This window comes from Agrobacterium sp. ICMP 6402 (assembly GCF_009498615.1).
GTDB classification, from domain to species: Bacteria; Pseudomonadota; Alphaproteobacteria; order Rhizobiales; family Rhizobiaceae; genus Agrobacterium; species Agrobacterium burrii.
In genome coordinates, this window is record NZ_QSNV01000009.1 from 153,390 (window position 1) to 178,299 (window position 24,910).

Annotated in this window: 20 protein-coding genes; 9 read left to right on the top strand and 11 right to left on the bottom strand. The window is 60.8% G+C overall.

Going from position 1 to position 24,910, the window contains the following annotated elements; genetic code table 11:
• Positions 1 to 11: 11 nt before the first annotated feature.
• The 3 genes from DXT96_RS21045 to traA are packed head-to-tail and all read right to left on the bottom strand — an operon-like array spanning position 12 to position 5,024.
• Positions 12 to 1,277 carry a conjugal transfer protein TraB gene (locus DXT96_RS21045; RefSeq protein WP_153516316.1) on the bottom strand — a complete coding sequence of 422 codons (1,266 nt, stop codon included), beginning with the start codon at positions 1,275 to 1,277 and terminating at the stop codon, positions 12 to 14.
• The gene (gene traF / locus DXT96_RS21050) at positions 1,198 to 1,725 is read right to left on the bottom strand and encodes a conjugative transfer signal peptidase TraF (protein WP_153516317.1); all 528 of its coding nucleotides are present in this window, start codon (positions 1,723 to 1,725) and stop codon (positions 1,198 to 1,200) included. The genes DXT96_RS21045 and traF overlap by 80 nt, the downstream gene beginning before the upstream one ends.
• Positions 1,722 to 5,024, bottom strand: coding sequence for a Ti-type conjugative transfer relaxase TraA (gene traA, locus DXT96_RS21055; RefSeq protein WP_371418960.1), 3,303 nt, complete (start codon positions 5,022 to 5,024; stop codon positions 1,722 to 1,724). The genes traF and traA overlap by 4 nt, the downstream gene beginning before the upstream one ends.
• A 257-nt stretch (positions 5,025 to 5,281) precedes the next feature.
• On the opposite strand from traA, the gene traC reads away from it, so the two are divergent.
• The 6 genes from traC to DXT96_RS21085 all read left to right on the top strand — a co-directional run bounded on the left by traC (position 5,282) and on the right by DXT96_RS21085 (position 8,928).
• Positions 5,282 to 5,578 (top strand): conjugal transfer protein TraC, encoded by a 297-nt coding sequence (traC, locus tag DXT96_RS21060; RefSeq protein WP_153516318.1) that lies wholly within the window; start codon positions 5,282 to 5,284, stop codon positions 5,576 to 5,578.
• 4 nt (positions 5,579 to 5,582) lie between these two features.
• Positions 5,583 to 5,798 (top strand): type IV conjugative transfer system coupling protein TraD, encoded by a 216-nt coding sequence (traD, locus tag DXT96_RS21065; RefSeq protein WP_194287693.1) that lies wholly within the window; start codon positions 5,583 to 5,585, stop codon positions 5,796 to 5,798.
• Positions 5,785 to 7,755 (top strand): Ti-type conjugative transfer system protein TraG, encoded by a 1,971-nt coding sequence (gene traG, locus DXT96_RS21070; RefSeq protein ID WP_153516319.1) that lies wholly within the window; start codon positions 5,785 to 5,787, stop codon positions 7,753 to 7,755. The genes traD and traG overlap by 14 nt, the downstream gene beginning before the upstream one ends.
• Positions 7,752 to 8,204 (top strand): thermonuclease family protein, encoded by a 453-nt coding sequence (locus DXT96_RS21075; protein ID WP_153516320.1) that lies wholly within the window; start codon positions 7,752 to 7,754, stop codon positions 8,202 to 8,204. Before traG ends, DXT96_RS21075 begins: the two co-directional genes overlap by 4 nt.
• A 96-nt stretch (positions 8,205 to 8,300) precedes the next feature.
• Positions 8,301 to 8,567, top strand: a complete 267-nt coding sequence (locus DXT96_RS21080) for a WGR domain-containing protein (RefSeq protein ID WP_153516321.1) — start codon at positions 8,301 to 8,303, stop codon at positions 8,565 to 8,567.
• 82 nt (positions 8,568 to 8,649) lie between these two features.
• Entirely contained in the window at positions 8,650 to 8,928 is a 279-nt protein-coding gene (locus DXT96_RS21085) for an HU family DNA-binding protein (protein WP_153516322.1), read from the top strand.
• A gap of 45 nt (positions 8,929 to 8,973) precedes the next feature.
• On the opposite strand, the gene DXT96_RS21090 is transcribed toward DXT96_RS21085, so the two are convergent.
• Positions 8,974 to 9,282 carry a DUF736 domain-containing protein gene (locus DXT96_RS21090; RefSeq protein ID WP_153516323.1) on the bottom strand — a complete coding sequence of 103 codons (309 nt, stop codon included), beginning with the start codon at positions 9,280 to 9,282 and terminating at the stop codon, positions 8,974 to 8,976.
• Between the two features lie 549 nt (positions 9,283 to 9,831).
• Here DXT96_RS21090 and DXT96_RS21095 point away from each other — a divergent pair.
• On the top strand, positions 9,832 to 10,443 hold the full coding sequence (locus DXT96_RS21095) for a hypothetical protein (RefSeq protein ID WP_153516324.1): 612 nt from the start codon (positions 9,832 to 9,834) through the stop codon (positions 10,441 to 10,443).
• Positions 10,444 to 10,482: 39 nt separating this feature from the next.
• A complete protein-coding gene (locus DXT96_RS21100; protein ID WP_153516325.1) occupies positions 10,483 to 11,838 on the top strand; it encodes a phospholipase D family protein in 1,356 nt (451 codons plus the stop codon).
• 228 nt (positions 11,839 to 12,066) lie between these two features.
• On the opposite strand, the gene DXT96_RS21105 is transcribed toward DXT96_RS21100, so the two are convergent.
• The 3 genes from DXT96_RS21105 to DXT96_RS21115 form a co-directional block, all read right to left on the bottom strand.
• Positions 12,067 to 12,651: a hypothetical protein gene (locus tag DXT96_RS21105; protein WP_194287694.1), complete on the bottom strand. Its 585-nt coding sequence runs from the start codon at positions 12,649 to 12,651 to the stop codon at positions 12,067 to 12,069.
• A gap of 692 nt (positions 12,652 to 13,343) precedes the next feature.
• Positions 13,344 to 13,994 carry a hypothetical protein gene (locus tag DXT96_RS21110; RefSeq protein ID WP_153516326.1) on the bottom strand — a complete coding sequence of 217 codons (651 nt, stop codon included), beginning with the start codon at positions 13,992 to 13,994 and terminating at the stop codon, positions 13,344 to 13,346.
• Between the two features lie 81 nt (positions 13,995 to 14,075).
• Positions 14,076 to 15,791 carry a ParB/RepB/Spo0J family partition protein gene (locus DXT96_RS21115; RefSeq protein ID WP_153516327.1) on the bottom strand — a complete coding sequence of 572 codons (1,716 nt, stop codon included), beginning with the start codon at positions 15,789 to 15,791 and terminating at the stop codon, positions 14,076 to 14,078.
• Positions 15,792 to 16,111: 320 nt separating this feature from the next.
• On the opposite strand from DXT96_RS21115, the gene ligD reads away from it, so the two are divergent.
• Complete coding sequence (gene ligD, locus DXT96_RS21120; RefSeq protein ID WP_153516328.1) at positions 16,112 to 17,158, top strand: non-homologous end-joining DNA ligase; 1,047 nt, start codon at positions 16,112 to 16,114, stop codon at positions 17,156 to 17,158.
• 172 nt (positions 17,159 to 17,330) lie between these two features.
• Here ligD and DXT96_RS21125 read toward each other — a convergent pair whose 3' ends face one another.
• From DXT96_RS21125 to DXT96_RS21140, 4 genes are all read right to left on the bottom strand, one after another.
• On the bottom strand, positions 17,331 to 22,418 hold the full coding sequence (locus tag DXT96_RS21125; RefSeq protein ID WP_153516329.1) for a helicase-related protein: 5,088 nt from the start codon (positions 22,416 to 22,418) through the stop codon (positions 17,331 to 17,333).
• A gap of 99 nt (positions 22,419 to 22,517) precedes the next feature.
• Positions 22,518 to 23,135 carry a DUF1419 domain-containing protein gene (locus DXT96_RS21130; RefSeq protein WP_153516330.1) on the bottom strand — a complete coding sequence of 206 codons (618 nt, stop codon included), beginning with the start codon at positions 23,133 to 23,135 and terminating at the stop codon, positions 22,518 to 22,520.
• Between the two features lie 130 nt (positions 23,136 to 23,265).
• Complete coding sequence (locus DXT96_RS21135) at positions 23,266 to 24,201, bottom strand: DUF3991 and toprim domain-containing protein (protein WP_153516395.1); 936 nt, start codon at positions 24,199 to 24,201, stop codon at positions 23,266 to 23,268.
• A gap of 175 nt (positions 24,202 to 24,376) precedes the next feature.
• Entirely contained in the window at positions 24,377 to 24,556 is a 180-nt protein-coding gene (locus tag DXT96_RS21140; protein WP_020046815.1) for a hypothetical protein, read from the bottom strand.
• Positions 24,557 to 24,910 lie beyond the last annotated feature (354 nt).

Consider the following 24,910-nt stretch of genomic DNA (forward strand, 5'->3'; position numbering starts at 1 on the left):
CGAACAATTCCTTATCTGTTGAACGCTGTGACGACGGGCAGTCCGAACAGTTTTGCCCAGGCCATCACGCTCGCAGTCTGAATGGCGACGATCGACGTTCCCGCGGTCCACCAACCGTTGCCCGGGGCAACGATTGCGGTGGGGGAATGCAGCATCGACTGCAGGACCGGCCAAAGGAGGAGCTGTTCATAGCAGATCAGCGCGGCGAGCTTCTGGCCGTCGCTTTGCACAACTGGATTGCCGAAGAGGTTGGCGCGGGCTCCAACGCCCTGCCCGGTCCATGCCCGCCACGGCCGCCACATGGACACTGGGACCGGCATGCGTTCGCGATAGAGAATTCGTGCCTCGTCAGCCGAAATCGCCACCATGACATTGTCGTAGCCGCCCGGATCGATAACGGCCGCGCCGGCGATCACAGTTACCTCCGAGCCTTGCAAGCCTTGGCTCCAAAGCCGCGCGACGGTCGGCGTCCAGAAGCCCAGCGCACTTTCGGGAAGAACGATGTAGCGGGTTTTCACTGATGCCGCCGCGCGAACCGTTGCGATCAGGTCGCGGTGATAGTCGAGCGAGCCGTCTCTTCCGAGTTTCTGACCCTGTTCGAGGTCGACGCCCTTCCATCCTTCCGGTAGGTTCGGTGATGTCCACGTAGCGGTGGACCAGAGCCACAATGCTCCCAGGACGATGGCGGTAGCCGGCCAATATCGCGATGTCATCATCGCGAGGCCGGCTGTCATCGCGATCAGCCCCCACCATCCCCATCCCGGAAAGAGCACGCCAGTAACAGTGAGCGGATGTGCCCAGCCGGTTATGCCGAGGGGCGGCAGTCCCATGAGAAGCGCCGCCGCCAGATAGCGCCCCGCCATTGCCATTCCCATTCGACCACCTCCCGGAGACTTGCCTTCCGGTCGCCCCTTCCAGAGCGCCGCATGCACGCCGGCAAAGGAAAGCGAAGCAGCTGCCCAGAGCAGAAGCCCGGGCCAGAGATCGGCGGCATAGAAGTTGGCGACGCCTTGCGGCAGCCCACGCGACGCAGCCAGAAAATATCCGGCCGACACGAGCAGCGCCGTCAGCCGCGACGGCGACATCGCCCAGAGCGCCGGCAACAACACAGCGACAGGAAGGGCCAGCAGATGACCGCTCCAGGCAGTCCAGCCGCAAGCGACTGATACAGCAATCAGCAGGCAGGTTAGCTGCCAATTACGGTTCGAACGTGAGGACTGGCCGCGCCAGGCCGAGAAGGCCCGTGTCGGGAACCGGCCCAAAGTACCGACTATCATAGGAGCTCGCAAAGGATGAGTGAAGGAACAGATTTTTGGGCGGCACGATGCCGGTTTTGAACGGTGTGATCGGCCTGCCCTCGCCATCGCTCGCGCGAACGATCGATGAGGCGAGAGGCTTGCCGTCGACAGTGACATTCACGCCGATTTTGGCATGCTGTCCGGGAAGCGCCGCCACTGTCTTGATCAGCGGCGCAAAGCCACCGGGGCAGAGGCCACGCCTGACATAGCCGCGGCGCCGTGCCTCCTCGAATGAGGCGGTCACCGGTGGGCATATGAACACAAGATCGCCGGCTTCGACCGGACGCTGCAGGGCCAGGATACGCCAGAGCCCAAGCGGCACGCTCGGCGTCAGGTTCAGCCGAAAGCCGCCGAAGTATGCGATTGCCACCAGAGCGGCGATCGCCACGCCCGCGCCGGGCAGGAATAGGGGAACGCGCCGCGTCATTGCTTCATCACCGGCGTCTGGCGCTGGGCGAGACGCAAATCTTCGGCTTGCCGCAGAGTCTGGACGGTGCGCTCGTGAGCGGCGAGCTGCTGGGACGTGCGCATGATCGGCCAGGCTTCCTTCAGACGCTCCTTCTGCTCGGGCTGCATCCCGTCGGAAAGTTTGTCGAAGAGCTTTCCGGAGGGTTCGCGCGCGGAAGTGGTGAGCATGGTACGCTCGCCGAAGCGTTCGGTGACGGCTTGGTTGAACCCGTCAATTTCCAGCTTGGTTTCCCGGTTGCTGACGGCATAGGCCATCGCCGCCGGCAGATCGTTGCGGTCGATCGCATCACGCACGCGCTCCAGCACCACATGTGCTGCCGGCGACAATGCCGGGATGTCGATCGACACGCGCTGACGCAATGCCTGCTCGTCAGCCTGCAGCCGCTGCACGGCAGCCTCGCGCATCCTTAGATACTGCTCAAGATCGCGCTTCAGGGCCGGAACATTGAGGTCCGCAACGCGACGGTCCTCGCGCTCAGTCTTGCTGACAAGAATGCCGGTCTTGCCCCGCAGCGGCCCAATCGATGCCGGCTCCGCCTCCAGCTTACGAAGCACGTGCCGTGCGGTATCCTTGTCGGCCAATACAGCGTCGAAGTTCAACGCCCGGAAAGCAGTTTCGGGATCGGCAAAGACGTAAGCAAAACGAGTCGAAACCTCTTCCCATTGTTGTCTGAGGGCTGGATCGGTGTCGAGCTTTTGCTCCACCGTATCGGCGACGGAACCGGAGAATGTCTTGATGCCTGTGACCATGGGCGCGGCCTCCTTCATCGTTTGGGTTTTCGGGGGATGGTGCAGACCGAGACGCTCTGCAAAGACGGCAAGGCGCTGGCCGAGATCGACCAATTTCGTCTTCTGCCGCAGGGTCCAATCGAGTTGGTCGCGTAGAAGCGTACGCGCCACCTGGACGATGTTGAGGCCACGGTTTTCTGCGTACCGCAGCGCCTCGCGGTAAAGCTTTCCGCGCTCATAATCGAGCGTGGTCTCCTTGGCTTGTCTTCGGGAAAGTACCTTGGCCAGGCCGCCGTTAAAGGCGAAGGACCGGTGGCCGTAATAAAGCTGGAGGTCCTCGCGATGGCGGGTCATCGCCACATAGGTCAGATGCCGGTCCAGCGAGAGGCTTGCCAACACCTTAACGCGATCGACGGTAGCGCCTTGCGATTTATGGATCGTCGTGGCGTAACCATGATCGAGATTGCTGTAGAAGCGTTGCTCGACGATGACCTGCCGACGCTGATCACCCTCTCCGACGACAGCAACGATCCTGTTCGGTGCGGCCTCAATGACATGAGCGATCATGCCGTTCTTGACGCCGAGCGAGGTCTCGTTCTTCAGGAAGACGATCTGGTCGCCCACGTCGAACTGGCGAATGCCGTCAGCCGTTTTGAAGACATGGCCCTCACCGACAATGCCGCGTTCAACGAGTTTTTTCCGAGCCATAATGTTCAGTATGCGCACGTCGCGGCGCAGATGCGCGACGATCAACGTTGTCTTCGTCTGATCGTAATCGTGGTTCCAGTCACCGATCAGCCGCTCGACCGCTTCGGCCTTGAGGCGCGTTCCCGTGATCCTGACATTGGCATCGTAAGCGGTCAGCGCCTTTTCCACGTTGCCCCGGGCAAGATCGAGCGACGCCGTGCGCATCCAGTCCTGGCGCTGGCGATAGATCGTCTCGAGTTCGGCATAACCGACGCGGTCGACAATGGCGCGGAAGGCAGCCCCCGCCTCGATCGGTTGGAGCTGTTCAGGATCGCCGACCAGCACGATCTTGGCGCCTGCCTTGACGACGGCATCGACAAAGCCGGCCATCTGTTTTGAGGCGACCATGCCGGCCTCGTCCATGACGAAGACGGTTTTATCATCGAGAACGTCACGGCCTCGGTTCCAGCGCAGTTCCCATGACGCGAGCGTGCGGCTTTCGATGCCCGCTTCGCTCGAAAGACCCTCGGCCGCCTTGCCGGCGAGCGCTCCGCCGACCACACGATAACCGGCAAGCTCCCAGGCTTCTCGGGCGGCCAGCATCATCGTAGTCTTTCCAGCCCCGGCGCGTCCAACGACGGCTGCAATCCGGGCAGGACCGGCGATCCGCTCGATTGCCGCTTTCTGCTCCTGGGACAACCGCACATGCCGCCGGAACGTTGCGTCCATAGCAGCTTCAGAGACAGGATGACCGTCCCGGTTCGCCAGCCATAACGCCTGCCGCACCATCGTCGCTTCCAGCCGGATCATTGCCCGGGTCGAATAACGGGCGGGTACTTTTTCTCCGGTCGCGAACTCGATGGTGTCACGCTGCAAACGCAAGACTTCCGGGTTCAGGATGATGCGAAACATCAGTTGCTGGAAGACAGTCGGGTCATCGACATAGCGATGCAGAACCTTGGCGACATCGCGTTCATCGAAGACACTCTTCTCTCGCGTGATCAGATCGAGCACGATGGCTGGATTGTTCAGAATGCGGCGGGTGTTTTCGCTCCGCCGCTGTTCGTTCAATTCGATGCGCTCAAGCTCTGGCCGGACGCCCTGCTCCTGCGCCTTGCGCTCGATCGCCTTGGCGCCAACGCCGAGATGGATCGTCGGTTCGAGGCCGATACCCTGCTTCTCGTAGGAACGGCCGTCGATCTTGAGATCGATCCCGCCAAGCGCCAGGTGATGGTTGAGCCGCTCGAACCATCCATCGCGTAAGGAATTGAAGTCGTCGGTCGATCCGGCCCAGAGCTCATAGAGGATTTTGCCGGACTTCGTTCGGATCGGCTGGCCGTCCTCGCCGATGACCGCCATCTTCTTCGATCCGAACCCGTCCTCGGTCAGCGGACGCAATGTGGTCATCAGATGGATATGCGGATTGCCGGGATTGTCATGATAAACCCAGTCGGCGACCATACCCTTGGCGTGGATGTGTTTTGCCACGAAGTCGCGAACTAACGCGATGTTCTGCTCCGGGGTGAGCTCCAGCGGAAGAGCGATTGTCAGGTCGCGAGCGAGCTGCGCATCGGAACGCTTCTCGAAGGCCTCGATCTTGTTCCAGAAGGCTTCCGAAGCTCCGGCGACAGAGCGGTCGGCGATCATCGCGCGGACCCATTTCGGGGCGTCGGCCGGAAGCATGAATTCCTCATGCAGCAGCCCCTCTTTACGGGTGTAGTCGATGGTGCGGGCCTCGCGCTCATATTCCATCTTCGCGCAGTGCCGGTAGGCCGCGGACAGCACCACGCTGCGGCCGCCGCCGCGGCTGACGATGCTGGCTGAGAAATGGGCGATGGCCACGGCGTAAAACACTCCCGGTTCGAACCTCGCTCATTGGGAGCGGCAACCCTACGACGGCCCCGCCAGGGCCGTGGGCAAGCACGTCGCATCAGCGACGTATAATTGCGCCCTTGGATCCGCTCCTTCGGAACGGCGGGATCATCCTCCAAAGTGTCGGCTTTGCCGACGTGCAGATCTGCACATTCCTTCGGAAGTGCTTTTGAGGAAATCTTGCAACGGAACAGAGCCGTCAAGATTTCCAGGGAGATACGACCGGAATGAAGAAACCATCGTCGAGGATCAGGGAAGAAATCGCCAGATTACAGGATCAGCTGAGACAAGCAGAAACACGCGAGGCCGAGCGCATCGGCCGGATCGCGCTGAAGGCCGGTCTCGGTGAGATCGAGATCGAGGAAGCCGAGCTACAGGCCGCGTTCGAAGAGATCAGCGGGCGGTTTCGCGGAGGTAAGGCGCCTTCGACCGGAAGAAAAAATGCCGGGGATGTTCGAACCGACGGTGAACCGGCGGCGACGATCGAAACTGGCGGGCCTGCGGGCAGGCCTGGTGAAGCTTGAACGCATGGCGCGCACGATGACGACTGACGCGCGAAAGAAAGACACGCGCGAAAAAATCGAGCTCGGTGGCCTGATCGTCAAGGCAGGACTTCGCTACGAGAAGCGGGCACTGCTGCTCGGCCTGCTGATCGACGCCAGTCGTCGCCTTAAGGGCAACGATGCGGAGCAATCGCGCCTCACGGCGATAGGCGCGGAGGCGTTCGCTCATGACGGCGAGTAAAGTGTTCCTCGCCGTCATCCCTGCCACGACGATGATCGCCGTGGTGGTCTTAATGCCGGGGATCGAACACTGGCTGGCCGCGCTCAGCAAGACGGCGCAGGCCAAGCTGATGCTCGGGCGTATCGGCCTCGCGCTGCCCTATGCCACTGCGGCTGCAATCGGCACGATCTTCCTGTTCGCGGCAAATGGCGCAGCGGGTATCAAGGCGGCGGGATGGGGTGTCGTCAGCGGAAATGGAGTGGCAATCCTCATCGCTCTCCTGCGCGAAGGGGTTCGCCTGGCCGGGATCGCTGGCGACATCCCGAAAGGTCAATCCGTGCTCGGATATGCTGACCCCGCAACGATGCTTGGCGCGTCGACAACGTTCCTCGCCGGCGTCTTCGCACTGCGCGTCGCGATGAAGGGCAACGCAGCTTTTGCCAAAGCCTCGCCACGGCGGATTGGGGGAAAGCGAGCGGTGCATGGCGAGGCTGACTGGATGAAAGTGCAGGAGGCGGCAAAACTTTTCCCCGATCCAGGCGGCATCGTCGTCGGAGAACGGTATCGCGTCGATCGCGACAGCGTTGCGGCTGTGTCGTTCCGCGCCGACGATCCGTCGACCTGGGGCGCGGGGGGCAAGAACCCGCTTCTATGCTTCGACGGCTCTTTCGGCTCCTCGCATGGCATAGTCTTCGCCGGATCCGGTGGCTTCAAGACGACGTCGGTCACGGTCCCGACCGCGCTCAAGTGGGGTGGCGGCCTCGTTGTCCTCGATCCATCGAGCGAAGTCGCGCCGATGGTATCAGAGCATCGCCGCAAGGCTGGCCGTAAGGTGATCATCCTCGATCCCTCTGCGTCAGGCGTCGGCTTCAACGCGCTCGACTGGATCGGTCGTCACGACAGCACGAAAGAAGAGGACATCGTCGCCGTCGCAACGTGGATTATGACCGACAATCCCCGCTCGGCCTCTGCGCGCGACGACTTCTTCCGGGCGTCGGCCATGCAGCTTCTGACGGCCCTGATCGCGGACGTCTGCCTGTCCGGTCACACGGACGAGCAAGACCAGACGTTGCGCCGGGTGAGAGCCAATCTCTCCGAGCCGGAGCCGCAGCTGAGGGCGCGCCTGACCAAGATCTACGAGCAGTCGGAATCGGACTTCGTGAAGGAGAACGTTTCGGTCTTCGTCAACATGACACCCGAGACCTTTTCCGGCGTCTACGCCAATGCGGTGAAAGAAACCCACTGGCTGTCCTATCCGAACTACGCCGCGCTCGTCTCGGGCGACAGTTTCTCGACCGACGATCTTGCCGATGGCGGGACAGACATCTTCATTGCGCTCGATCTGAAGGTCCTCGAAGCCCATCCGGGACTGGCGCGTGTCGTTATCGGATCGCTGCTCAATGCCATCTACAATCGAAATGGCGATGTGAAAGGTCGCGCGCTCTTCCTGCTCGACGAAGTTGCCAGGCTCGGCTATCTACGCATCCTGGAGACCGCGCGCGACGCCGGGCGCAAATACGGCATCACGCTGAAGATGATCTTCCAGTCCATCGGCCAGATGCGCGAGGCCTATGGCGGGCGGGACGCGACGAGCAAGTGGTTCGAATCCGCGTCGTGGATCTCGTTTGCTGCGATCAACGACCCTGATACCGCCGACTATATTTCGAAACGCTGCGGCGATACGACGGTCGAGGTCGACCAGACAAACCGCTCTTCAGGAATGAAGGGATCGTCGCGCTCACGTTCCCGGCAGCTCAGCCGGCGGCCTCTGATACTGCCGCATGAGGTGCTTCGCATGCGTGCTGACGAGCAGATCGTGTTCACGTCAGGCAATCCGCCGCTTAGATGTGGACGCGCCATCTGGTTCAGACGCAGGGACATGAGCGCGTCCGTCGGAGAAAACCGCTTTCACAAGCAAATCACAGACGGGGTGAAGACCTATAAGGCCGCTCCGATGACAGACAATGAGGATAAATGACATTGAGACTTTTTACGGCCGTCGCCAGCCTGTCTCCCTTAGCCATTGGCTTCCTCGCATCTGTTGCCTCAGCCCAGCCTTCAAGCAGTGCAAGCGGCTCGAGCGAAGCCTTCTCTATATGCGGAAGCGGGCAACGTATCACCTGCGTGGTGGACGGCGATACGTTCTGGTTTCGAGGCGAAAAGATCAGGATCGCCGACATCGACACGCCGGAGCTCAGCCCGCCAAGATGCGAACGCGAACGCGAGCGCGGACTTGCGGCGAAACAGCGCCTGCTCGAGATCCTCAATTCGGGTCCGCTCTCGTTCAAGACGTCAGCCAGAGATGAAGATCGCTTTGGCCGGAAGCTCAGGATCGTCTACCGGGATCGGCGCTCGGTCGGCGATATGCTCGTCGCCGAAGGACTGGCCCGGAAGTGGCAAGGATCGCGGCGGAGTTGGTGCGAATGAAACTAACGCCGACGGATCAACATTGTGAATCGATGATGCCCGACCGATTCAAAACTCTCATTGGACGGCAGATTCCGAACGCGCGATTCTGCGGGCATGATCACGCAGCCCTACCACCTCTATGTCGAACGTATCGCGCCGGAAAAGAACATGGCGCGGTTCTATGCGCTTTCTGTTCAGCCGACATTGTTCGGAGAGGTTTCGCTTGTGCGCGCCTGGGGTCGGATTGGAACGCGCGGAAAGCAGATGTTGCATCTGTTCGACAATGAGAGCCAGGCCATCAACGTGTTCCTCGACGTGCTTCGCGAGAAGCGTAAACGGGGTTATCGGCCAAAAGGACCTGTGGACATCCAGAGGATCTGAACTTTGTCCCAATCCTCGCCGATGACAATCCGCTCATAAGCTGACACGGATTTTATCTTTGACAGGAAGATGCGAGGAATCCATGACCACCACCAATGAAATCGCCGAAAAGATCGCCGCCGACAACGGCCTGACGAAGGTTCAGGCCAAGGGGATCGTCGAAGCCGTGTTCCAGGCCATCGCCGATGCCGCAGGCTCCGACGCTGAAACCTCCATCCCAGGCTTCGGAAAATTCAAGGTAAAAGCTTCGCCTGAGCGCGAGGGTCGCAATCCCGCGACCGGAGAAAAGATGACTGTTGCCGCTTCGAAGAAGCTGACCTTCGCGCCTGCCAAGGCGCTCAAGGATGCACTGAACAAGTGATCCCTGACGTGGAGAGCCCCGCCTTGGCGGGCGGGGCATCCAGTCTCAGTCCCGGTTCGACCGGGACCAGATGAGGGAGAGGCCTTCCTCGCCTTCGACCTCGATCAGCGTGGCGTAGATCGGGGCCGGGAAGCTCGGATCGTCGAGCTTGATCGAGAGGTAGTCGCGGCCTTCGTTCGAGGTCTTCTTCCAGCCTGCCCCGAATTCCGTGGCTCCCGCGAGGATGCGGTAGTCAGGGCCCTTTTCGGAAGTGCGCTCGACGGCGCGGATGGTTGCCTTGACGTTGAGGTTGAGGGTCTTGATGGTGCCGGAGAAGCCGTTACCGGAAGCGGTGAAAGAGCCGATAGTTGCCATTGTCGTAATCCTTTTCGGTTGTTCGGGCCGCGTCCATCGCGGCCTCGATGGCAGTCGATAGGACCGGGGACGATCGGCCTGCATCCAACGGACCGAAACGGAGTGGAGGACGGCCAGGGAGAGGCTTTCTTGTCTCGCGAGGAATGGGCGCTTCAGCGCACAGGGGAAGAAAACGAGCCGGCCGTTGCGGATGCCGATCGAGCCGAGCACCGCGAGGCGGTCTTTGGTCAGACATGCCCCATCGAGACCGCAGTGGACGTGCGAGCTGGCGGATAAAGGGGTACGGCAATGGCAACCATCTGGGCGGAATACGTTGCAACAGGTTAATGACGAGGCCAGCAACTAGCGCGGCAAAAGTGGACTGAACCAACGCTTTTCATTGTCCCAATCAAATCGACCCGGAAACCGAGGCAGGGCATTTGAAAGTGGGCGATGCTGGAAAACAGCCGGGTCGATCGACGCGGTACAGTCCTATACGATGCCAGATCAGATGATCCTCGGTGGTGCGATATAAGATCGTCCGGTAGATTCGACCAAGAGGAAAAGCCCGTGGTACGCAAACGACAAACTAAAAATGAGATCGCCTGGTCATCTGAAGCGGTCGTTTCTTTCTTCGGACGAAGCAATTGGCTCGACGAATTTGTTCTTCGCCCGCTTTCTCACATCGCATCCTGCTGGGAACTTCGTCGCACGGGAACAATCGGTGTTTTCAGGGAGGAGGAAGATAGCCTTGCGGGTCTCATGAACACTCTCATCGAGGACATTTCCGTGGCAACGCCGTCCGCCAACTATCATGCGCACGAGGATGAGGTCATTCGACTGCGCGATGGGCCAGAAAACAGCTCGATATATCTGGAGGGGAAGAGATGGCGTGATCGTAGGACCGGTGAGCCTCTCGGAAAATCCGCCATCGGCGGGCTACTCGAACAGGCTGCGATTGGTTACGACGACGTTCCCGACCTGATACTTGCCGCAGCTGGCCGCGTCGCGGTCGCCCTGAAGTTTGGTCAAGCAAACTTCGACGATCTCGACGATGGCCACTCGGACATGTTGTCGGAGGTATTGACGGTCATCCTATTCATTCGAGCAAACGCAACGTGGCTTCCAGAACAGGCAGAGCGCGAAGCGGCATTGGAAGCTGGTCTACCGAGCCAGTTCTGATCGAAAATAGCCGCCCTCCAACGCGACAAAGGATTTGTTTTGGAACTGCTTCTGAACGGGATTAACGGAAACTACCTGCGCAATATTCTGCTCCAAGCCACAGAAGAGACGCACCGCGTCGATGCCGCAGTCGCCTATGCAACTGAGAATGACCTGCTTTTCGACTGGTGCTGGGAAAACAAACTACCCCTTCGATTTTGGGGGCGTTTTGATGACCAGGTGCCCGTCAGCATTCCGATACTAGAACGTTTCTTATCCCGAAAATCCGGAAGGTATGTCTGCAAGCTCGTTCGCCAGTTTCATCCGAAGGTCATCTGGTGGAGAGGCTTCGGCGCCTACATCGGGTCCGCAAATCTCACTCAGAGCGCGTGGTGGAACAACGTCGAAGCCGGTGTATTTTTAAGTGAAACGGAGCTTGTCGATGGCGGCCACGATTTAGAGCTTGAGCAGTTTTTCGCGCAAATCGAGGCGCACGCTGCGCCTTTAACCCAAGAACTTTTCGATCTCCTGTCGGCGCGCAACAAGGAACTGACCAGGCGCAAGATAGCACACAAAGAAGCCGATGACGCATTTAACGCCACAACTCTAGTTCCCCATTTCCCGGGACTGGCTCGGACGAGCACCAAATCTGCCAACGAAAAACGCCGCCAAGCCTTCCTTGACGAGTGGAACAGCACGATTCAGACCATCCGGGACATTGCGGCTAAGATTTCCGTTGACGCCAATAGGCCTTCCTGGGTGGGAGCCACCGCTCCGCTGGGAGCCCAAGCCGATCAGTTCCTGCATGCCCATTATTACCAGAACACGTTTGACGGGCGTCGGGCGGACTTTGAAACCCATTTTACCAAAAATCACAACGACCCGGATGCCGCCGTTGAAGCCACGATCAAGTGGTGGCGTAAACTTCCGGACAGTTCTGCTGAAAACAGGATGCTTAACAAGACCGCGCCGGTACCGCGACGGGCGTTTTCTGAAGAGTTATTGCCTGGCCTGACTGAAGATCAGTTCGTCAAGGTGCTCGGCAAAGTCCATGCAACTCGCGAATACGCGCGCCGTGCGCCCAATCGCCTGATTGGCCTGAAGGGCGGCCAGCCGTATGACATTCCTGAAAAGGTTGACGCTCTGGCAAGGCATATTTATCGCGCTCCGACACGAGGGGGTGTTTCCGCTCTGGAGACCTTGTCCTACATCCTTTACGGCGGGCGCATCGACGATGTTCCGCAGCGTCTGTGGGATGCCATAGTCGACCCGAAAAGGAAAATCGAGTTGATAGGCGTTAGCGCACTCGGCGAGATTGTCGGCTGGGCGCTTCCGGATCGGTTTCCTCCTCGCAACGGACGAACCAGCAAGGCACTGCGGTCTCTCGGCTACGACGTAACCGTCCATGTCGGGTGATCAGATTGAAGACGGTCTACCAAAAGCGTCATGTGGATAAACATGATTTCATTCCATTCGTGCACTAATTGGTCTTGTTGGTGTGTGCATGGATTTCCGACTGCGACCGCGAGACCGGACTGGTAGTTCGGCCTCTTGTTTGCTCTTAAACGCTATCGTTCTTGCTAGCGAGACTGAGCCAGATCTGTTAGCGGCAATGAACGCGGGGCCGTGGCCCCGCGGTAACATTTATTCGAATGCTGACATCTGGGCAGTGGCGGCTTGCCTGTCGACCGAGTTGGCAGGCTGCTCGACCGTGCGCTCGTAAGGCTTCCAGGTTTCGCCAGTGATATCCTCGTAAGCAGAGACGGCACCTTCGGCTGCCATTCGAAGCACGTGGGCCTGCAGGCCCATGTCGGCGGCGAACTCGCGCTTGCGCTGGGCTCGGCTGTCGAAGCCTACCGGGCCGTCCAGGTCCTCGTCTCTGGTATCGTTGGAAAGCTTCATGGTGAGATCGCGGGCTTCTGTGACCGCGCGGCTGTAGAATTGCCCGGCGCCGTAGGCTGAGCCGACGAAGGATCCGACGATGCGCTGCATGTGGATCTGCATGGCCTTTTCGGCGAGGCCGTCCTTCAGGGCATCGGCGCTTTCGATCAACTGGCCGCGGTGGAGATCGCGGACCCCGTCGCTGTCGATGAGGGCAAGGCCGAAGCTTTCGGAGATGCGCAGTGCCTGGGCTGTATCTGGGCAGGCGTGCCTGACCATTTCGAGTGTAGTGGCGCGTTGGGATTTTGCCGGACGGTTCTTTTGGGTGGAGCGGTTGAGCGGTGCCATGATCGGATCCTTTATGAGCGATGTTTCAGCGAAGCCCGGGGTGCCGGTTGTCGTCCGGCTCAGCCTCTCGGGTGCGGGCAAAAGGACATGGGCACCAGCGGCCCGGCCCAAGGTCAGGGCATTGCCAGGAGGAGCGGGGAAGGTTTGCGGATGGTGCAGCCCGCACTTGCGGGCTGCGACAGACGCGGGCCTGCCTTGCAACGAGGCGATGATCCTGCCGCAACGCGGCGTGGCACACGGCCTTTGACCGGGACGCGCCCATGTCAGACCGCAGCAAAACCGAGGTGCTGTGCCGGCCGACGATCTGGTCCACGACAGCATGATGCAATCGCCATCCCCGATCCGACCCCAGGCAACGCCGCGTCACCCACTAGGGGAACTGACAAATCTCGGGGCCAAGCACATGCCATTGCAAGCCGGTTGCCCCGTGCCATGTCTTCCGCGCTTCCGATCAACGCTTTATCACACCCTCACCTTGGCTGGGCTTTCCGCTCTCACCCGGCTCCGTTGATATGGTGCAGAAGTCGATGGTGGGCGATGCCGTGCCTTGCATTTCCACCGCGACTTCGTTTTTCGTGTCCGCTCTGCCCGCCGGGAGCGGCAATCCTGCTGCCGTGCCCAGATCCTGCGATAGTGCTCGATGAAATCGATCACCTGATTTTGGGGAGGGTGACAGTCGGTGGACGCCACAGTCATCGCCGCGCCGCCCAGGTCACAAAGCTTGACGGACCATCATATGGCTCGTGCTTGACCGGATCGATGACGAAGCCATGCCGGCCGATCGTGTAGTCGGAGCGTGGAACCAGAAACCGCCGTTCGCCGGTCTCGCCCCGGATCCCGCCCAGCGTTGCTATGCATTCGACGAAACCCGGCTCGTGATCGGAATTGAGGGCTGCGATGACCACCCAGTCGTTGCGATGACGACTCTCGAATTCCTGTCGTTCCCGCAAATGAGACTGACTGGCATTCAGCGTGACGCTCATGACCCGCTCGTAGGCATCAGGGTAATAGTTGCGAAGTGTGCGATCAGCCATGCGCCGCTCATAGGCGGTGAACAGCTGCGGGAAGGCATGGGCGACCTTCGCCCATTCACAATCCTCCTCGTAGAATCCGCCGTCATTACGATAGAGGGGATGGACGACGGTGTTTGCAATTTCATCCAGACTGAAACCACCGTGGCCTGCGGTCGAATGCAGAATTATACCATCGGCATATCGCCGCGAGTCTTGTGCCATGCCCCAAGGCGTCGACGCTCCTGCCTGTATCGTCGGCCGGTCCAATGCCCTTAGTTCAGCCTGATGCACCGCTTTTTCGGTGGCCATGTCATCACGGATCTCTGCCATGACAAACTCCTTCTGATTGCTCGAAACGAAAACGCCGCCGGCGTGAGCGAGCGGCGGCGATTCAGATCCTGTTGCCTAGCGCTATTCGGCAGCCTCGCGGAAACCCTCGTCGGCCTCTTCCTCGGCGGCGGAATGAGATACAACGCCACTGCCGGGAGGCTGATCTTCAAGCGTAGCGGGAGCGTCTTGAGCATCCTCCGATCCGCTATCGACACTGGCAAAACGTCCAGCCCAGGACCGCACGTCCTCAGTCGAAGGCGCAAGTAGCGCTGCCGGATGCACCAGCTTTCCCTCGGCAAAATGCTCGACCAGAGCCACGCGCGTATCCTTCACCTTGATCCGGCCGGGCACGCCTGCTGTTTCCGCTGCAGCCTCCAGCGCAGTGCGTGACAGGCACGAGAGGAAGTCTTCAGTGCCCATATTGGGCAGGAACTCGTCAGCACCGATAGCGTCGCCGGCAATACGGGCGATCAGGCCGCTATCAGAGCGATTGCGCCGCAGAGACAGGACTTCGATCAGAACCCAGCGTGCGGCCTGCAGCAAGGTCTCGCGATCGAAGGACAGCTTGCCGTCCTCGCCGATCAGCCGGGCAGCATGCGGCGCGCATTTCGCATGACCATAGGGATTGTCCGATGCGCCGCTGGCAATGCTGACATTCGTGCCGGTGAAGGCCAGAATGAGCAGAGCCATCAGCGTGTCGTCCTCGATCGGCGCGCGAGCAAGCGCCTCGTGCAGAGCGTCAGTCCGCAAGTCGCCGATCATGTCGAGACCCTTCTGGGTCACATCGGGCCGCACTTTCGGCGCCTCGACCTCCTCGACGAGGGTATCGACACCCTCGGCATCCTTGACCAGCTTCGGCTTCTTCACTTCGGGCATGCGGTAGGCAACCGACTGAACCGAGCCATCGCGCGCATTGATGTACCAGCCGGTCAGGTCGCCCTTGCCGGGCTTGCCGTAGACCTGTTGTGCCTTGGCCGGGAGTTTGGCCTGGCCGTATTCGTTGGCCTCTATGACCGATCCGCGCTTGGGCAGATTGTTGGCCAGCCACTCCTGCTGCGCCCCGAGAAACGCCTCGACATCCGTGGTGTAGCGGCTGTCCTCGTCAGCGGGTGCAAACAGGTCCTCGACCCAGACGATACCATAGGCCTGCGCCAGATCATCACCGAAGCTTGCATGTTTGGCGAGCATCCGGGTCGTGGTCAGCGCCCGGGCAACCTCCCACCACGAGACCTGCGGGTCCTGCTTCTTCGGCCTGTACTTCTTCCACACTTCGGCCTGCTCGTCCTGGCCTGCGGCGGCGATCGTGCGCAACTGCTGCTCGTTCGGCATGTCGCCGCGCGCCATCTGGTCGAGCATGGCGGGCAGGATATTGGCGAGCAGCCGTAGCTTGCGGATCTGGCGGCTCGGAAGCGCCAGCGCCATCGCGATCGACTCTTCGGTCCACCCCAGGGCCACCAGCCGTTCGATGGCGCGCCATTGATCGACGGGGTTCAGCGGCTCGCGGGCGATGTTCTCCGCAAAGGACTGCATCGCGCCGAGATCGTCGGAGGGATCGGCCAGCAGCAGCGGAATTTCCAAGAGATCCGCGGCGATAGCCTGGGCGGCGCGGCGATGTCCGAAGACGATGACGTAGCTATTGCCGCCCTCCGGATCGAGTTTGACAATCGGTGGCTGAACGACGCCGATGGCCCTGATCGATGCGCAGAGCAGTGCGTCGGACTGGGGTGAGGATTTCGACTGGCGGGACCGGTCAGGATTGTCCTTCAGGCTGCGCGGATCGGCTGTAATCAACTGCATGGGAATGACCTTTCGGTTTCGGGCGGACGGAGTGTCCTTGCCTCCTCATCTTCTTTTCGAAGACATCTCCCGAACCGCAGGACGGGCCAGCGGCTGCAATTGCGCCGGAGCAGACCTGGCTTGCGGAAGAGCGAGGCACACCTGCCTTGCGAGACAAGCTGGCCCGGTCTCGGCGACCGGCGCGATTGAGGGAACCGTCAGCCGTTGGACCGTCCTTGCGAACCGGTTTCCATCTCCTTTTCCTCCCCCATCTTTTCCTCCCATCCTCCATCCCCCGGTGATGTCACACGATTTTAAGCAATTGCTGCTGAACTCTGACCATGACAAAGCCGCCGCGCCAAAAATCCCAACCGCTTTTGCGGGAGACGGATGCTCCAATCCGCTCGCGACCGCGCAAACCACGCGACCCGGCGCAACCGCAATTGCCGTTCGACCCGATGCCCGGTCGCATCGAGCCGTGCCTGGCGCTGTTGAAAGCAAAGCCGCCATCGGGACCGGACTGGATCTACGAGATCAAATGGGACGGCTATCGTGTAGCTGTTCATATTGAGCCGAACGCGGTGCGGATCATCACACGTGGCGGTCATGACTGGACCGACAGGTTTCCGGCGATCGCCGCCGCTGCGCGCAAGCTCGGCTTAGGAACGGCTATTCTGGATGGGGAAGCCGTTGTCCTCGATGCCGTGGGCCGCTCGGACTTCGGGGCGCTGCAGCGTTCACTTGGTGGGCGCGGGGGGAAGAAGGCGTCAGACGAGGCCATCCTCTACGCATTCGACTTGTTGTATTTCGATGGCCATGACCTGACGAAGATGGAGTTGTCCGGACGTCGCCACCTGCTGGAAGACCTGATCGGCGAGAGCGAAGGAGCGATCCGCATCTCGCAGGAGGTCGAAGCGGATGGCGCGACACTTCTGGCGGCCGCGCGCGAGCACGGCCTGGAAGGCATCATCGCCAAGCACCGCGAAAGCACCTACCGCTCGGGCCGACCTGGCGACTGGCTGAAGATCAAATGCATCCAGAGCGAAAGCTTCGTAATTGTGGGCTACGAGCCGTCGACCGCGGCACGCGGCGGGATCGGCAGCCTGTTGCTCGCGGCCTACCAGGGCGACGCGTTCGTCTATGTCGGTTCGGTCGGGACTGGCTTCAAAGAGAAGGATGCAATCGAGGTACGCCGGATGCTGGACACGCTGAACACAAAGCGTGCGCCGGTTGCGGTCGATAAGAAGGGGGTCGTCTTCGTTCAACCGACACTGATTGCCGAGATCGAATATCGTGCCTGGACCGACGATGGCAAATTGCGGCACGCTTCATATAAAGGCCTGCGGGAACAGCAGGACAATGCCGCGATCTACAAGCTCGGCGAATAGCGCCTGAAGATCAAAAACGAAAGGGCGCTCGACCCTTTCGGGGAGCGCCCTTCCAACCCGGACAGCTTCAAACGCGCGGCAATCGCCACTGCATGAAACCATCGAAACGGGTGATGACCGGTAGATGTGTATGACCCGACCCGGTTTCAAGTGACGGTGGAAATGCCGCTGTTTATGCAGCTTTCTTGCGATCCTCCTCTGGTTCGTCGGCGGTTGCCGCCAGATCCCTTTCGATCTCGTCCAGTTGGCTCAGCTTGAGTTCAAGCTCGGCTTCGAATGAGAAGCTTTCACCCAGTCGCGGCGTATAGGAGGCGAGACGCCTTTTCGCATCGGCGAGCCGATTGCGATAGTTCTCTCGTTCCTGTTCAAACCCGCCAAGCGCATGTTCGAGGCGGGAGATGGCGCCGATCGGGGTTGTGGTCACGGCCAGGTCGATCTCGTAGTCGCCACCGGTGCGCTGAAGAAACGTGTCGTAGCGGTAGCCGTCCTTTCCGAACCGCTCGCCATGATAGGCGAGATCGAAGCCGCCGATGGTGGCGATGATCACCTCTTTCTCTTCCTGTAGCTGAACCAGCGTCAGGATTTCCTTCATCAGCGCGCGGCCAGCAAGCTTGCGCTCGTCAAATTCGGCACTTACGACCTGCATCATGAATGCATCGCCCGCGGTCGCGACCAGACGGTCGATGTCCTTGCCCACATACTCGATCCGGCGGCTGGAGAATTCGATATCCCGTTCGGCGTCGCGGATCTGCCGGCGGATCGCATGCTGATCGTCGATATGGGCGGCGCGGAGGCGATCGAGGCGGGCGATTTCTGCTTCCAGCCCGGCCTTCTGCATCAGTCGCTCGTCGCCGGACGCGATGGCCTTGGCTATGGCAAACTGGTTTGCCTGCCCCTCGCCCATATCCTCCAGCCGCCGAACGCTGGTGTCACCGGAGAGAGCCGCCGCGATGAAGCGCGCCTTGCGCTCGTTGTTCTGCCACATGGTGGCATCGAGGCTGCCGAGCGTCGCATAGGCGAAGACATCGACCTCGTCATGCTGGTTACCCTGACGAATGATGCGGCCCTCTCGCTGTTCGATCTGCGACGGGAGCCAAGGCACGTCGAGATGATGCAGGGCTTTGAGCCGCGCCTGGACATTGACGCCGGTGCCCATGGTTTCGGACGAGCCGATGAGCACGCGGACCTTACCAGCATTGAAGTCGTTGAACATGCGCTGCTTGGCGTCCGACTTCTTATAATCCTGCATGAAGGCAATTTCCGAAGCCGGTACGCCAAGGCGGACGAGCTCATCTCGGATCCAGCGATAGGCGGAGAAGCCGCGCGTCGCCTCGACATTGATCGTGCCGAGATCGGAAAAGATCAGCTGGCCGGCGCCCGGCCGGTCAAACGGCTTGCCGTCCTTGCGACGATACTCTGCCTCTCCCGTTTCCTGCCAGATCCGGTGGGTGTTCGTGACCAGCGCATTCAGCTTGTTGGCGGCCTCGTTGCCCATCGCCTGATCGACGAGGCGCAGATCGATCGCGGCGTGACGTCCGTCGGTGATGACCGAGAGCAGGATGTCGTCGCCGGGCTTGACCGGGCCATCGCGCATCTCGATCGCCTTGATCCGCGCGTCCAGCTGTTTCTGGTAGGACTTGAAAGCGGCCGTCGGCTCGGCGGTGACGATCTGGCGCTTGCCGCCGGAGACATCGGGGACCTTCACATAGGTCCTGAGATCGACTGGCAGCACAACGTCGGCGAACGATCGGAACATGGCAATCAGTTCCGGCACGTTGACGAACTGGCTGAAGCGCGTGACCGGCTTGTATTTGCCTGATGGCTGCAGTTCGAGTTCCGTCGAGGTATCGCCGAAGGTCGAGGCCCAGGCGTCGAACTCGTGCAGACCACGGTGCGATAACGCTTGGCTGTCCATCATTCGCTGCACCGAGAACATCTCGCCGAGCGTGTTGGTGATCGGCGTGCCCGACGCCAGCACCAGCGCCCTGCCAGGGTTCTTCGTCTCAATGAAGCGGGATTTGACGAACAGGTCCCAGGCGCGCTGAGAGCCGTTCGGATCGACACCTCGAAGCGTCGACATATTGGTGGCAAAGGACAGCTTGCGGAACTCTTGCGCCTCGTCGACGATGATCTGGTCGATCCCGAGCTCCGAGATGGTCAGCAGGTCGTCCTTGCGGGTGGCCAGCGCTTCGAGCCGTTCCTTATGGCCCTCCTTCATGCGTTCGATGCGCTTGCGCGACAGCCGATCCTGGCTATCGACCTTAACCAGCAGCTCCTCGTAGAGCTCCAGCTCGTCCTGGATCATCTGTGCCTCGAAGACCGATGGCACCGAGATGAAGCGGAACGCCGAGTGGGTGATGATGATGGCGTCCCAGTTGGCGGTGGCAGCCCGCGACAGAAAGCGATGGCGCTTTTCCCTGGCGAAGTTGGTCTCGTCGGCGACAAGGATGCGGGCATTGGGATAGAGCGCCAGAAACTCACGCGCGGCCTGGGCCAGGCAATGGCCCGGCACGACGAGCATCGCCTTGCTGATCAGACCCAGACGGCGCTGCTCCATGATGGCGGCGGCCATGGTCAGCGTCTTTCCAGCACCGACGGCGTGCGCGAGGTAGGTAGTGCCGGCCGAAATGATCCGCCAGATGCCGCGCTTCTGATGACGGTACAAAGAAAAGGCGCCAGAGGCGCCGGGCAGTTGGAGATGATCGCCGTTGAAGGCTCGCGGCGCGATGTTGTTGAAAGTGTCGTTATAGACGCGCGCCAGCCGGTCGGTGCGATCCGGATCCGACCAGATCCAAGATTGGAAGGCGGACTTGATCTTGGCGAGCTTTTCCTTGGCGGCTTCCGTCTCCACAGTGTTCAGCACCCGACGCTCGGTCTCCCCATCGCGGATCGTGTCGAAGATCTGCGGTACGGACGAGTTGAGAGCGTCGGAGAGAAGCTGACCGGCATGGCGGCGGTGGGTGCCCCATTCCGTGGTGCCGGCTGCCGACCATTCCAGCTGCCGGGCATTGACCGTCCAGGTCGCCAATTCCGGCAGATGGTGAATGGAGATATCGGCATCCATGGTCTGCTTCACGAAGGCGACGACGTCATCGGCGGGGATCCATGGGGCGCCGAGGCGTGCGGTGATATCCGAGGGCCGCAGATCGGCTGGCTGGACGCGCTCAAGCGCCGCGACGTTGCGCGCAAATGCGGGAGCGAGATCCGCAGCCGCGCGTGCGGTCACCAGCTTCGACCGGACCGCACCGGACAGATAGGCATCGGCCATTTGCCAGGAGCCATTGGACGGATCGCGGAAGACCGCCTCGCCCAGCTCGCCGATGACATCATCAACGTCGCGGTGCAGTAGCTCGGAGACATGATTCAGATCGACATGGCCGCGCTCGTTGAGCACCACCGCGAGCGCATCGAGCGCCGAAGTGATCACTGGTGCCGGCGGCGGCGCTATGACGCGTCCGGTAAAGATCGGACCCGGCTTGGCGGTGTTGGTCTCCAGATCGTAGTCTTCGATCGAGGCCACCAGCCAGCAATCGGGATCGTCGAGGAACGGCGCCAGGTTCGGCCGGCGGTGGGTTTCTCTGATCTCCCCGGTTTCCGGGTCTTCCGCGGTAGAGACGCTGGTGAAATTGATCGGGCCGAACTCGCGTATGAAGCTCGACCAGGCGATGCGCAGCGACGCTTGCGCCTTTTGCCATGGCTGATCGCGTTCCTGAAGCTTGAGAATGAGCCGGACCGCATCGCGGATCGGGATGAGCTTGCGGATAACGAGGGCATGCTTGGCGAAGATGCCATCGGTGCTGCGGCCCTTCCTGACCTCGACCGGGACAGCAACCCCATCCACCACCTGCATCAGGGCCGTGGCTTTTCCGACGAAATAGCTGCCCTCGCGGACCTTGGGATCATCAGGCCGCTCGGCCATCGCATCCGCCACCTCATCCTGAAGTTCGAAATCGATCGTCGTCAAATCGCAGTCGTAGATGTCGGCTGGTAGCTGACTGATCGCGGCGTTCAGGCTTGTTTCGAGATCATCACCAATCGGGAGGCAGGTATAGGTCTCGCCGAATGGGCCTGAGCTGATCGCATGGCGGCCCAGCACCATGTCGGGATGATCGACGAACCACCTGTTGATACGGATGCTACCGCCCTCGCCTTCCGACTGGACATCCACGAGATCAAGCCAGCTGTCGTTGCCAGCCGGCTCGTCTGCATGACGCTTTCGGAAGAAGAGGATATCGGCGACCACATCCGTTCCGGCGTCGGCGCGAAAGCTGCCTTCGGGCAGACGGATGGCGCCGCTGAGATCGGCCATGCCGGCGATGTATTCGCGGGCGCGGGCGTCGGCCTTGTCCATCGTGCCGGACGAGGTCACGAAGGCTGCAAGACCTCTCGGCTTCAGCCGGTCGATGGACTTGGCGATGAAATAGTCATGCAGCCGAAAACCGAGAGAGCGGAAAGCCGGGTCGCTTTTCACCGTGCGGTCGGAAAACGGCGGATTGCCGATCGCCAGATCGAAATGCGCCGGTAACTCTGTTCGCGCGAAATCGCCGTTGAGAATTCTGGCCCGCGGTTGCAGCAGCCGGACGATGCGGGCGGTGACAGGATCGAGCTCGACGCCGGTAACGTGGCTGACCTTGGAGATCGCATCCGGCATCAGCGCCGGAAACATGCCCGTGCCAATACCCGGCTCCAGGATCCGGCCGCCCTTGAAGCCTATTCGGACCAAGCCTGCCCAGATGGCGCGAACGATAAACTCCGGCGTGAAGTGAGCATATTGCGTGCACCGCGCCAGAGACGCGTAATCGGCCGCCGCAACGGCGCTTTCGAGATTGCCGCCGAGTTCTTCCCAGCCTTTGCGAAACGCCTCGTCGCCCGGACGTCGGAATATGCCGTTGGCCAGATCCGATGCACCGAAGCCGGTGAACTTGATCAACCTTGCCTGCTGGTCAGATCGGGCCGGAAGGCCGTGACGCTCGATCTCGTTGGCCAGTTGGATGGCGGCGATATTGTCTCGTGCCCGGTCGCGCCAGGTTTTGGCGAGACCGCGAGTACCCTGCAACCGGAAATCGACCTTCGTCCGTATCTGCGGCGTGGTTTTCGGTTCTTTGCGGACCGGAGCGGCTGGCGCCAGCTTCGAGGGCCGGGGATCGATTTCGATAACGGGCCCGAAGTCTGCTGCGAAACCCGGCACACCGAGATCGAAACCGGATGCGAGAGCTGTATTGCCGAACAGGTCGACGGTGAAAGGATCGTCATGCGCCATTGGAAAACTCCTGTGAGTGGGCGCGCCAAGGCACACTCGCCGTCGGATGCGGGTGTTGCCAGGAGGCGGATGGTGGAGGTTTGGAAGTGAAGGCTGCCTTCAGGCTGCAATGGTTTCAGGAAGAAGACGGAACTGCACCGGCAGCTTGGCGGCAATCTCCTCGTCGGACAGATCGTCGAGCAGCTTCCAGACCTTGCCTTGAGCCGAGGGATAGACCAGCACGATCTGGCGATTGCGCAGATCGGCTGGAAATCTTTGGTCGGCATAACCACGGAAATCCGGACCGGTCGCGCTCCAGATATGATCGAGCTTTTCCTGTCGGTTCATGGCGCGGACGGGACGGGATTCGCGGGTGATGATTTCGGCGCGCATCCTGTCAGGCGACTGGCGATCGTCCAAGTCGCAATAGCCGTGAAACCATCGGGACCGATCATCGATCGGCAGGGAGAAGAATACGCTGGTGACGCTGGCGGCCAAAAACTCGCGCATGGCGAACATGTCGCCACGGTAAAACAGCGGCGGGAGGATCTCGAACATGTGGTCGTGGTCGGCTTCGGATATCTCAAACCACTCGCCGACATATCGCGTGCCGTTCATCCTGTCATCGTCGAACGGCGACTGGCTATGGCGATTGAACAGGGCGTACATTTCGTGGCGGCTAGTGACGCCTTCGAACACTTTGCGATGTGCTGGACGGATTGCGGGGGAAACGAACATTTGCGGCTCCTTCGGGGTTGCGACTGAAGCGAAGCCTGATCGACCTCTCTGTTCAGTCCTTTGATCACCCCTCCTCAGCCGGCGCCTCGCGGGCAGCGGGTCAAGGGCCGCCGTCAGGCGGGCGGCAGCTTCACCCTTGATGCGCTGGCAGCGTATGCGGCAGCTCTCCTCTCTCCCTCCTCTCCTTCAATTCCTCATTCCAATCCTCCGATTCTGGCCTCAGCCGCGAGAAATCGCAAGCAGCGCGATCCGCCATCTGGCGCAGGCGATCGGCAAAAACCTCACCCTGAACGTTGTTGTCGGTCGCGGCCACCAGCCATACGCCTTTCCCGGACGCCAGGGTCTCCAGCGCCAGCGCGGTCAGCGGCGACCAGCCGCCACCGGTGCTGACATAGAGCGTGTTAGATTCCATCTGCTCGATCGCGGCCAGGCTGAGTGCATCGATTGCCGCCTCCGTCACACAGATCCGACGAACGTCGTTCATTCCAAACCGGAAGAGCGCCTTGGCACCGCCGGTCGAAAAGCCACGCCAGTCCGGACCGCGCTCCTCCCAGCCAATGACGGCGCCAGCCTCATCGACATGTTTTGCCCACATCGAGCCATATGGGCCTTCTCGAAGAACGTCCGCCTCAATCGCCGCAGAGATGACCTGCCATGGCAGCGCCCGGTTGTGTCGAAGATAGCTCCATGTTGCCGATGCTCGCCACGGCCGCTTTCTATGGTTCCAGCGGTCAGGAATCGAAGCCCCTGTTTGCGTTTGACGAAGAGGCTTCTCCCAGGTCGCTGCGGTTCGCTGAAACGCGACCAGGTCGCCGACCGTCGCCAGGGCCTCCGTAAATCCGATTCCACGAAGATAGCTTACGAGCGCAAACACATCGCCCTTGGCATCCGAACGAGCGTCGAACCAGCCCCTATCGTCGTGTATTACGATGATGATGTCGTCGTCGCGGCGGAATTTGACTGCCCGGAGCGTGCTCTCTTTCCTGTCTATCGCGAAGCCCTCATGCTCAAGGACGGCTGCGCAGCCCACCCGCGTACGCAGCTCTTCGACGTCATTTTTCTCCATTTCACTTCCTTTAGCTTTCCTGACTGTTCGGACTGGCAGCGTCCAGGCCGCGAAGATGGAAGCGCGCAAGGGCGCGGTTCGCAATGTGCAGATCTGCCGGGAAGGATCGCGGCGAAGCCTCCCTTGCGCGCGCATCAGCGCAAGCGGCACGCCTTCCTTCGAAGGGGTGATCGGCTCAATGAGCCGATCCATAGGCAAAGGGATCGTATTCGTTGATGATGGCGTCTTCATCGCCGTCATACTCGGCGGAAGGCATGACGCCGATCTCGCCGTCGATTTCGAAGAGGGTGACCGGAACCATCAGGGTCCGGGCAAGATCGAGTGCGTGGTTTTGTGCAAGGCTGAGATCCGACATGTGAGGCTCCATCCGTTGGCGGGGCCGATCCCCGCTCGATGGCGCCCGTTTGATCCGGGCCTGACCGCGGTCACCTCGGCGGCGCACCCAGAGAGGTCGCAGCTCGCTCGCGAACCCCTTGCGGGTTGACCGTCCAAGGTCGGGACTGGATTAATAGGGATGCCGGAGAAAAGAGCGGGAATTGGGAACGCCGATGGGTGGAGCATCATTGCGCGCGGCCTGATTTGCACCGCCACCTGCCGATCATTCGATCCGTCAGTCCTATGCCCGGAAGATAGTGGAGAGTTTTCAGGGATCCCGGCCCCGAAGGGATAAGGCTCGTATGCCCAGCGTTCGTAGTGCCAACAGCCCGGA

What these genes read in the sequence shown, in the direction of transcription:
- DXT96_RS21045 (WP_153516316.1), bottom strand. Translation starts at nt 1,277, where the DNA reads ATGATAGTCGGTACTTTGGGCCGGTTCCCGACACGGGCCTTCTCGGCC.
- traF (WP_153516317.1), bottom strand. Translation starts at nt 1,725, where the DNA reads ATGACGCGGCGCGTTCCCCTATTCCTGCCCGGCGCGGGCGTGGCGATC.
- traC (WP_153516318.1), top strand. Translation starts at nt 5,282, where the DNA reads ATGAAGAAACCATCGTCGAGGATCAGGGAAGAAATCGCCAGATTACAG.
- traD (WP_194287693.1), top strand. Translation starts at nt 5,583, where the DNA reads ATGGCGCGCACGATGACGACTGACGCGCGAAAGAAAGACACGCGCGAA.
- traG (WP_153516319.1), top strand. Translation starts at nt 5,785, where the DNA reads ATGACGGCGAGTAAAGTGTTCCTCGCCGTCATCCCTGCCACGACGATG.
- DXT96_RS21075 (WP_153516320.1), top strand. Translation starts at nt 7,752, where the DNA reads ATGACATTGAGACTTTTTACGGCCGTCGCCAGCCTGTCTCCCTTAGCC.
- DXT96_RS21080 (WP_153516321.1), top strand. Translation starts at nt 8,301, where the DNA reads ATGATCACGCAGCCCTACCACCTCTATGTCGAACGTATCGCGCCGGAA.
- DXT96_RS21085 (WP_153516322.1), top strand. Translation starts at nt 8,650, where the DNA reads ATGACCACCACCAATGAAATCGCCGAAAAGATCGCCGCCGACAACGGC.
- DXT96_RS21090 (WP_153516323.1), bottom strand. Translation starts at nt 9,282, where the DNA reads ATGGCAACTATCGGCTCTTTCACCGCTTCCGGTAACGGCTTCTCCGGC.
- DXT96_RS21105 (WP_194287694.1), bottom strand. Translation starts at nt 12,651, where the DNA reads ATGGCACCGCTCAACCGCTCCACCCAAAAGAACCGTCCGGCAAAATCC.
- DXT96_RS21110 (WP_153516326.1), bottom strand. Translation starts at nt 13,994, where the DNA reads ATGGCAGAGATCCGTGATGACATGGCCACCGAAAAAGCGGTGCATCAG.
- DXT96_RS21115 (WP_153516327.1), bottom strand. Translation starts at nt 15,791, where the DNA reads ATGCAGTTGATTACAGCCGATCCGCGCAGCCTGAAGGACAATCCTGAC.
- ligD (WP_153516328.1), top strand. Translation starts at nt 16,112, where the DNA reads ATGACAAAGCCGCCGCGCCAAAAATCCCAACCGCTTTTGCGGGAGACG.
- DXT96_RS21125 (WP_153516329.1), bottom strand. Translation starts at nt 22,418, where the DNA reads ATGGCGCATGACGATCCTTTCACCGTCGACCTGTTCGGCAATACAGCT.
- DXT96_RS21130 (WP_153516330.1), bottom strand. Translation starts at nt 23,135, where the DNA reads ATGTTCGTTTCCCCCGCAATCCGTCCAGCACATCGCAAAGTGTTCGAA.
- DXT96_RS21135 (WP_153516395.1), bottom strand. Translation starts at nt 24,201, where the DNA reads ATGGAGAAAAATGACGTCGAAGAGCTGCGTACGCGGGTGGGCTGCGCA.
- DXT96_RS21140 (WP_020046815.1), bottom strand. Translation starts at nt 24,556, where the DNA reads ATGTCGGATCTCAGCCTTGCACAAAACCACGCACTCGATCTTGCCCGG.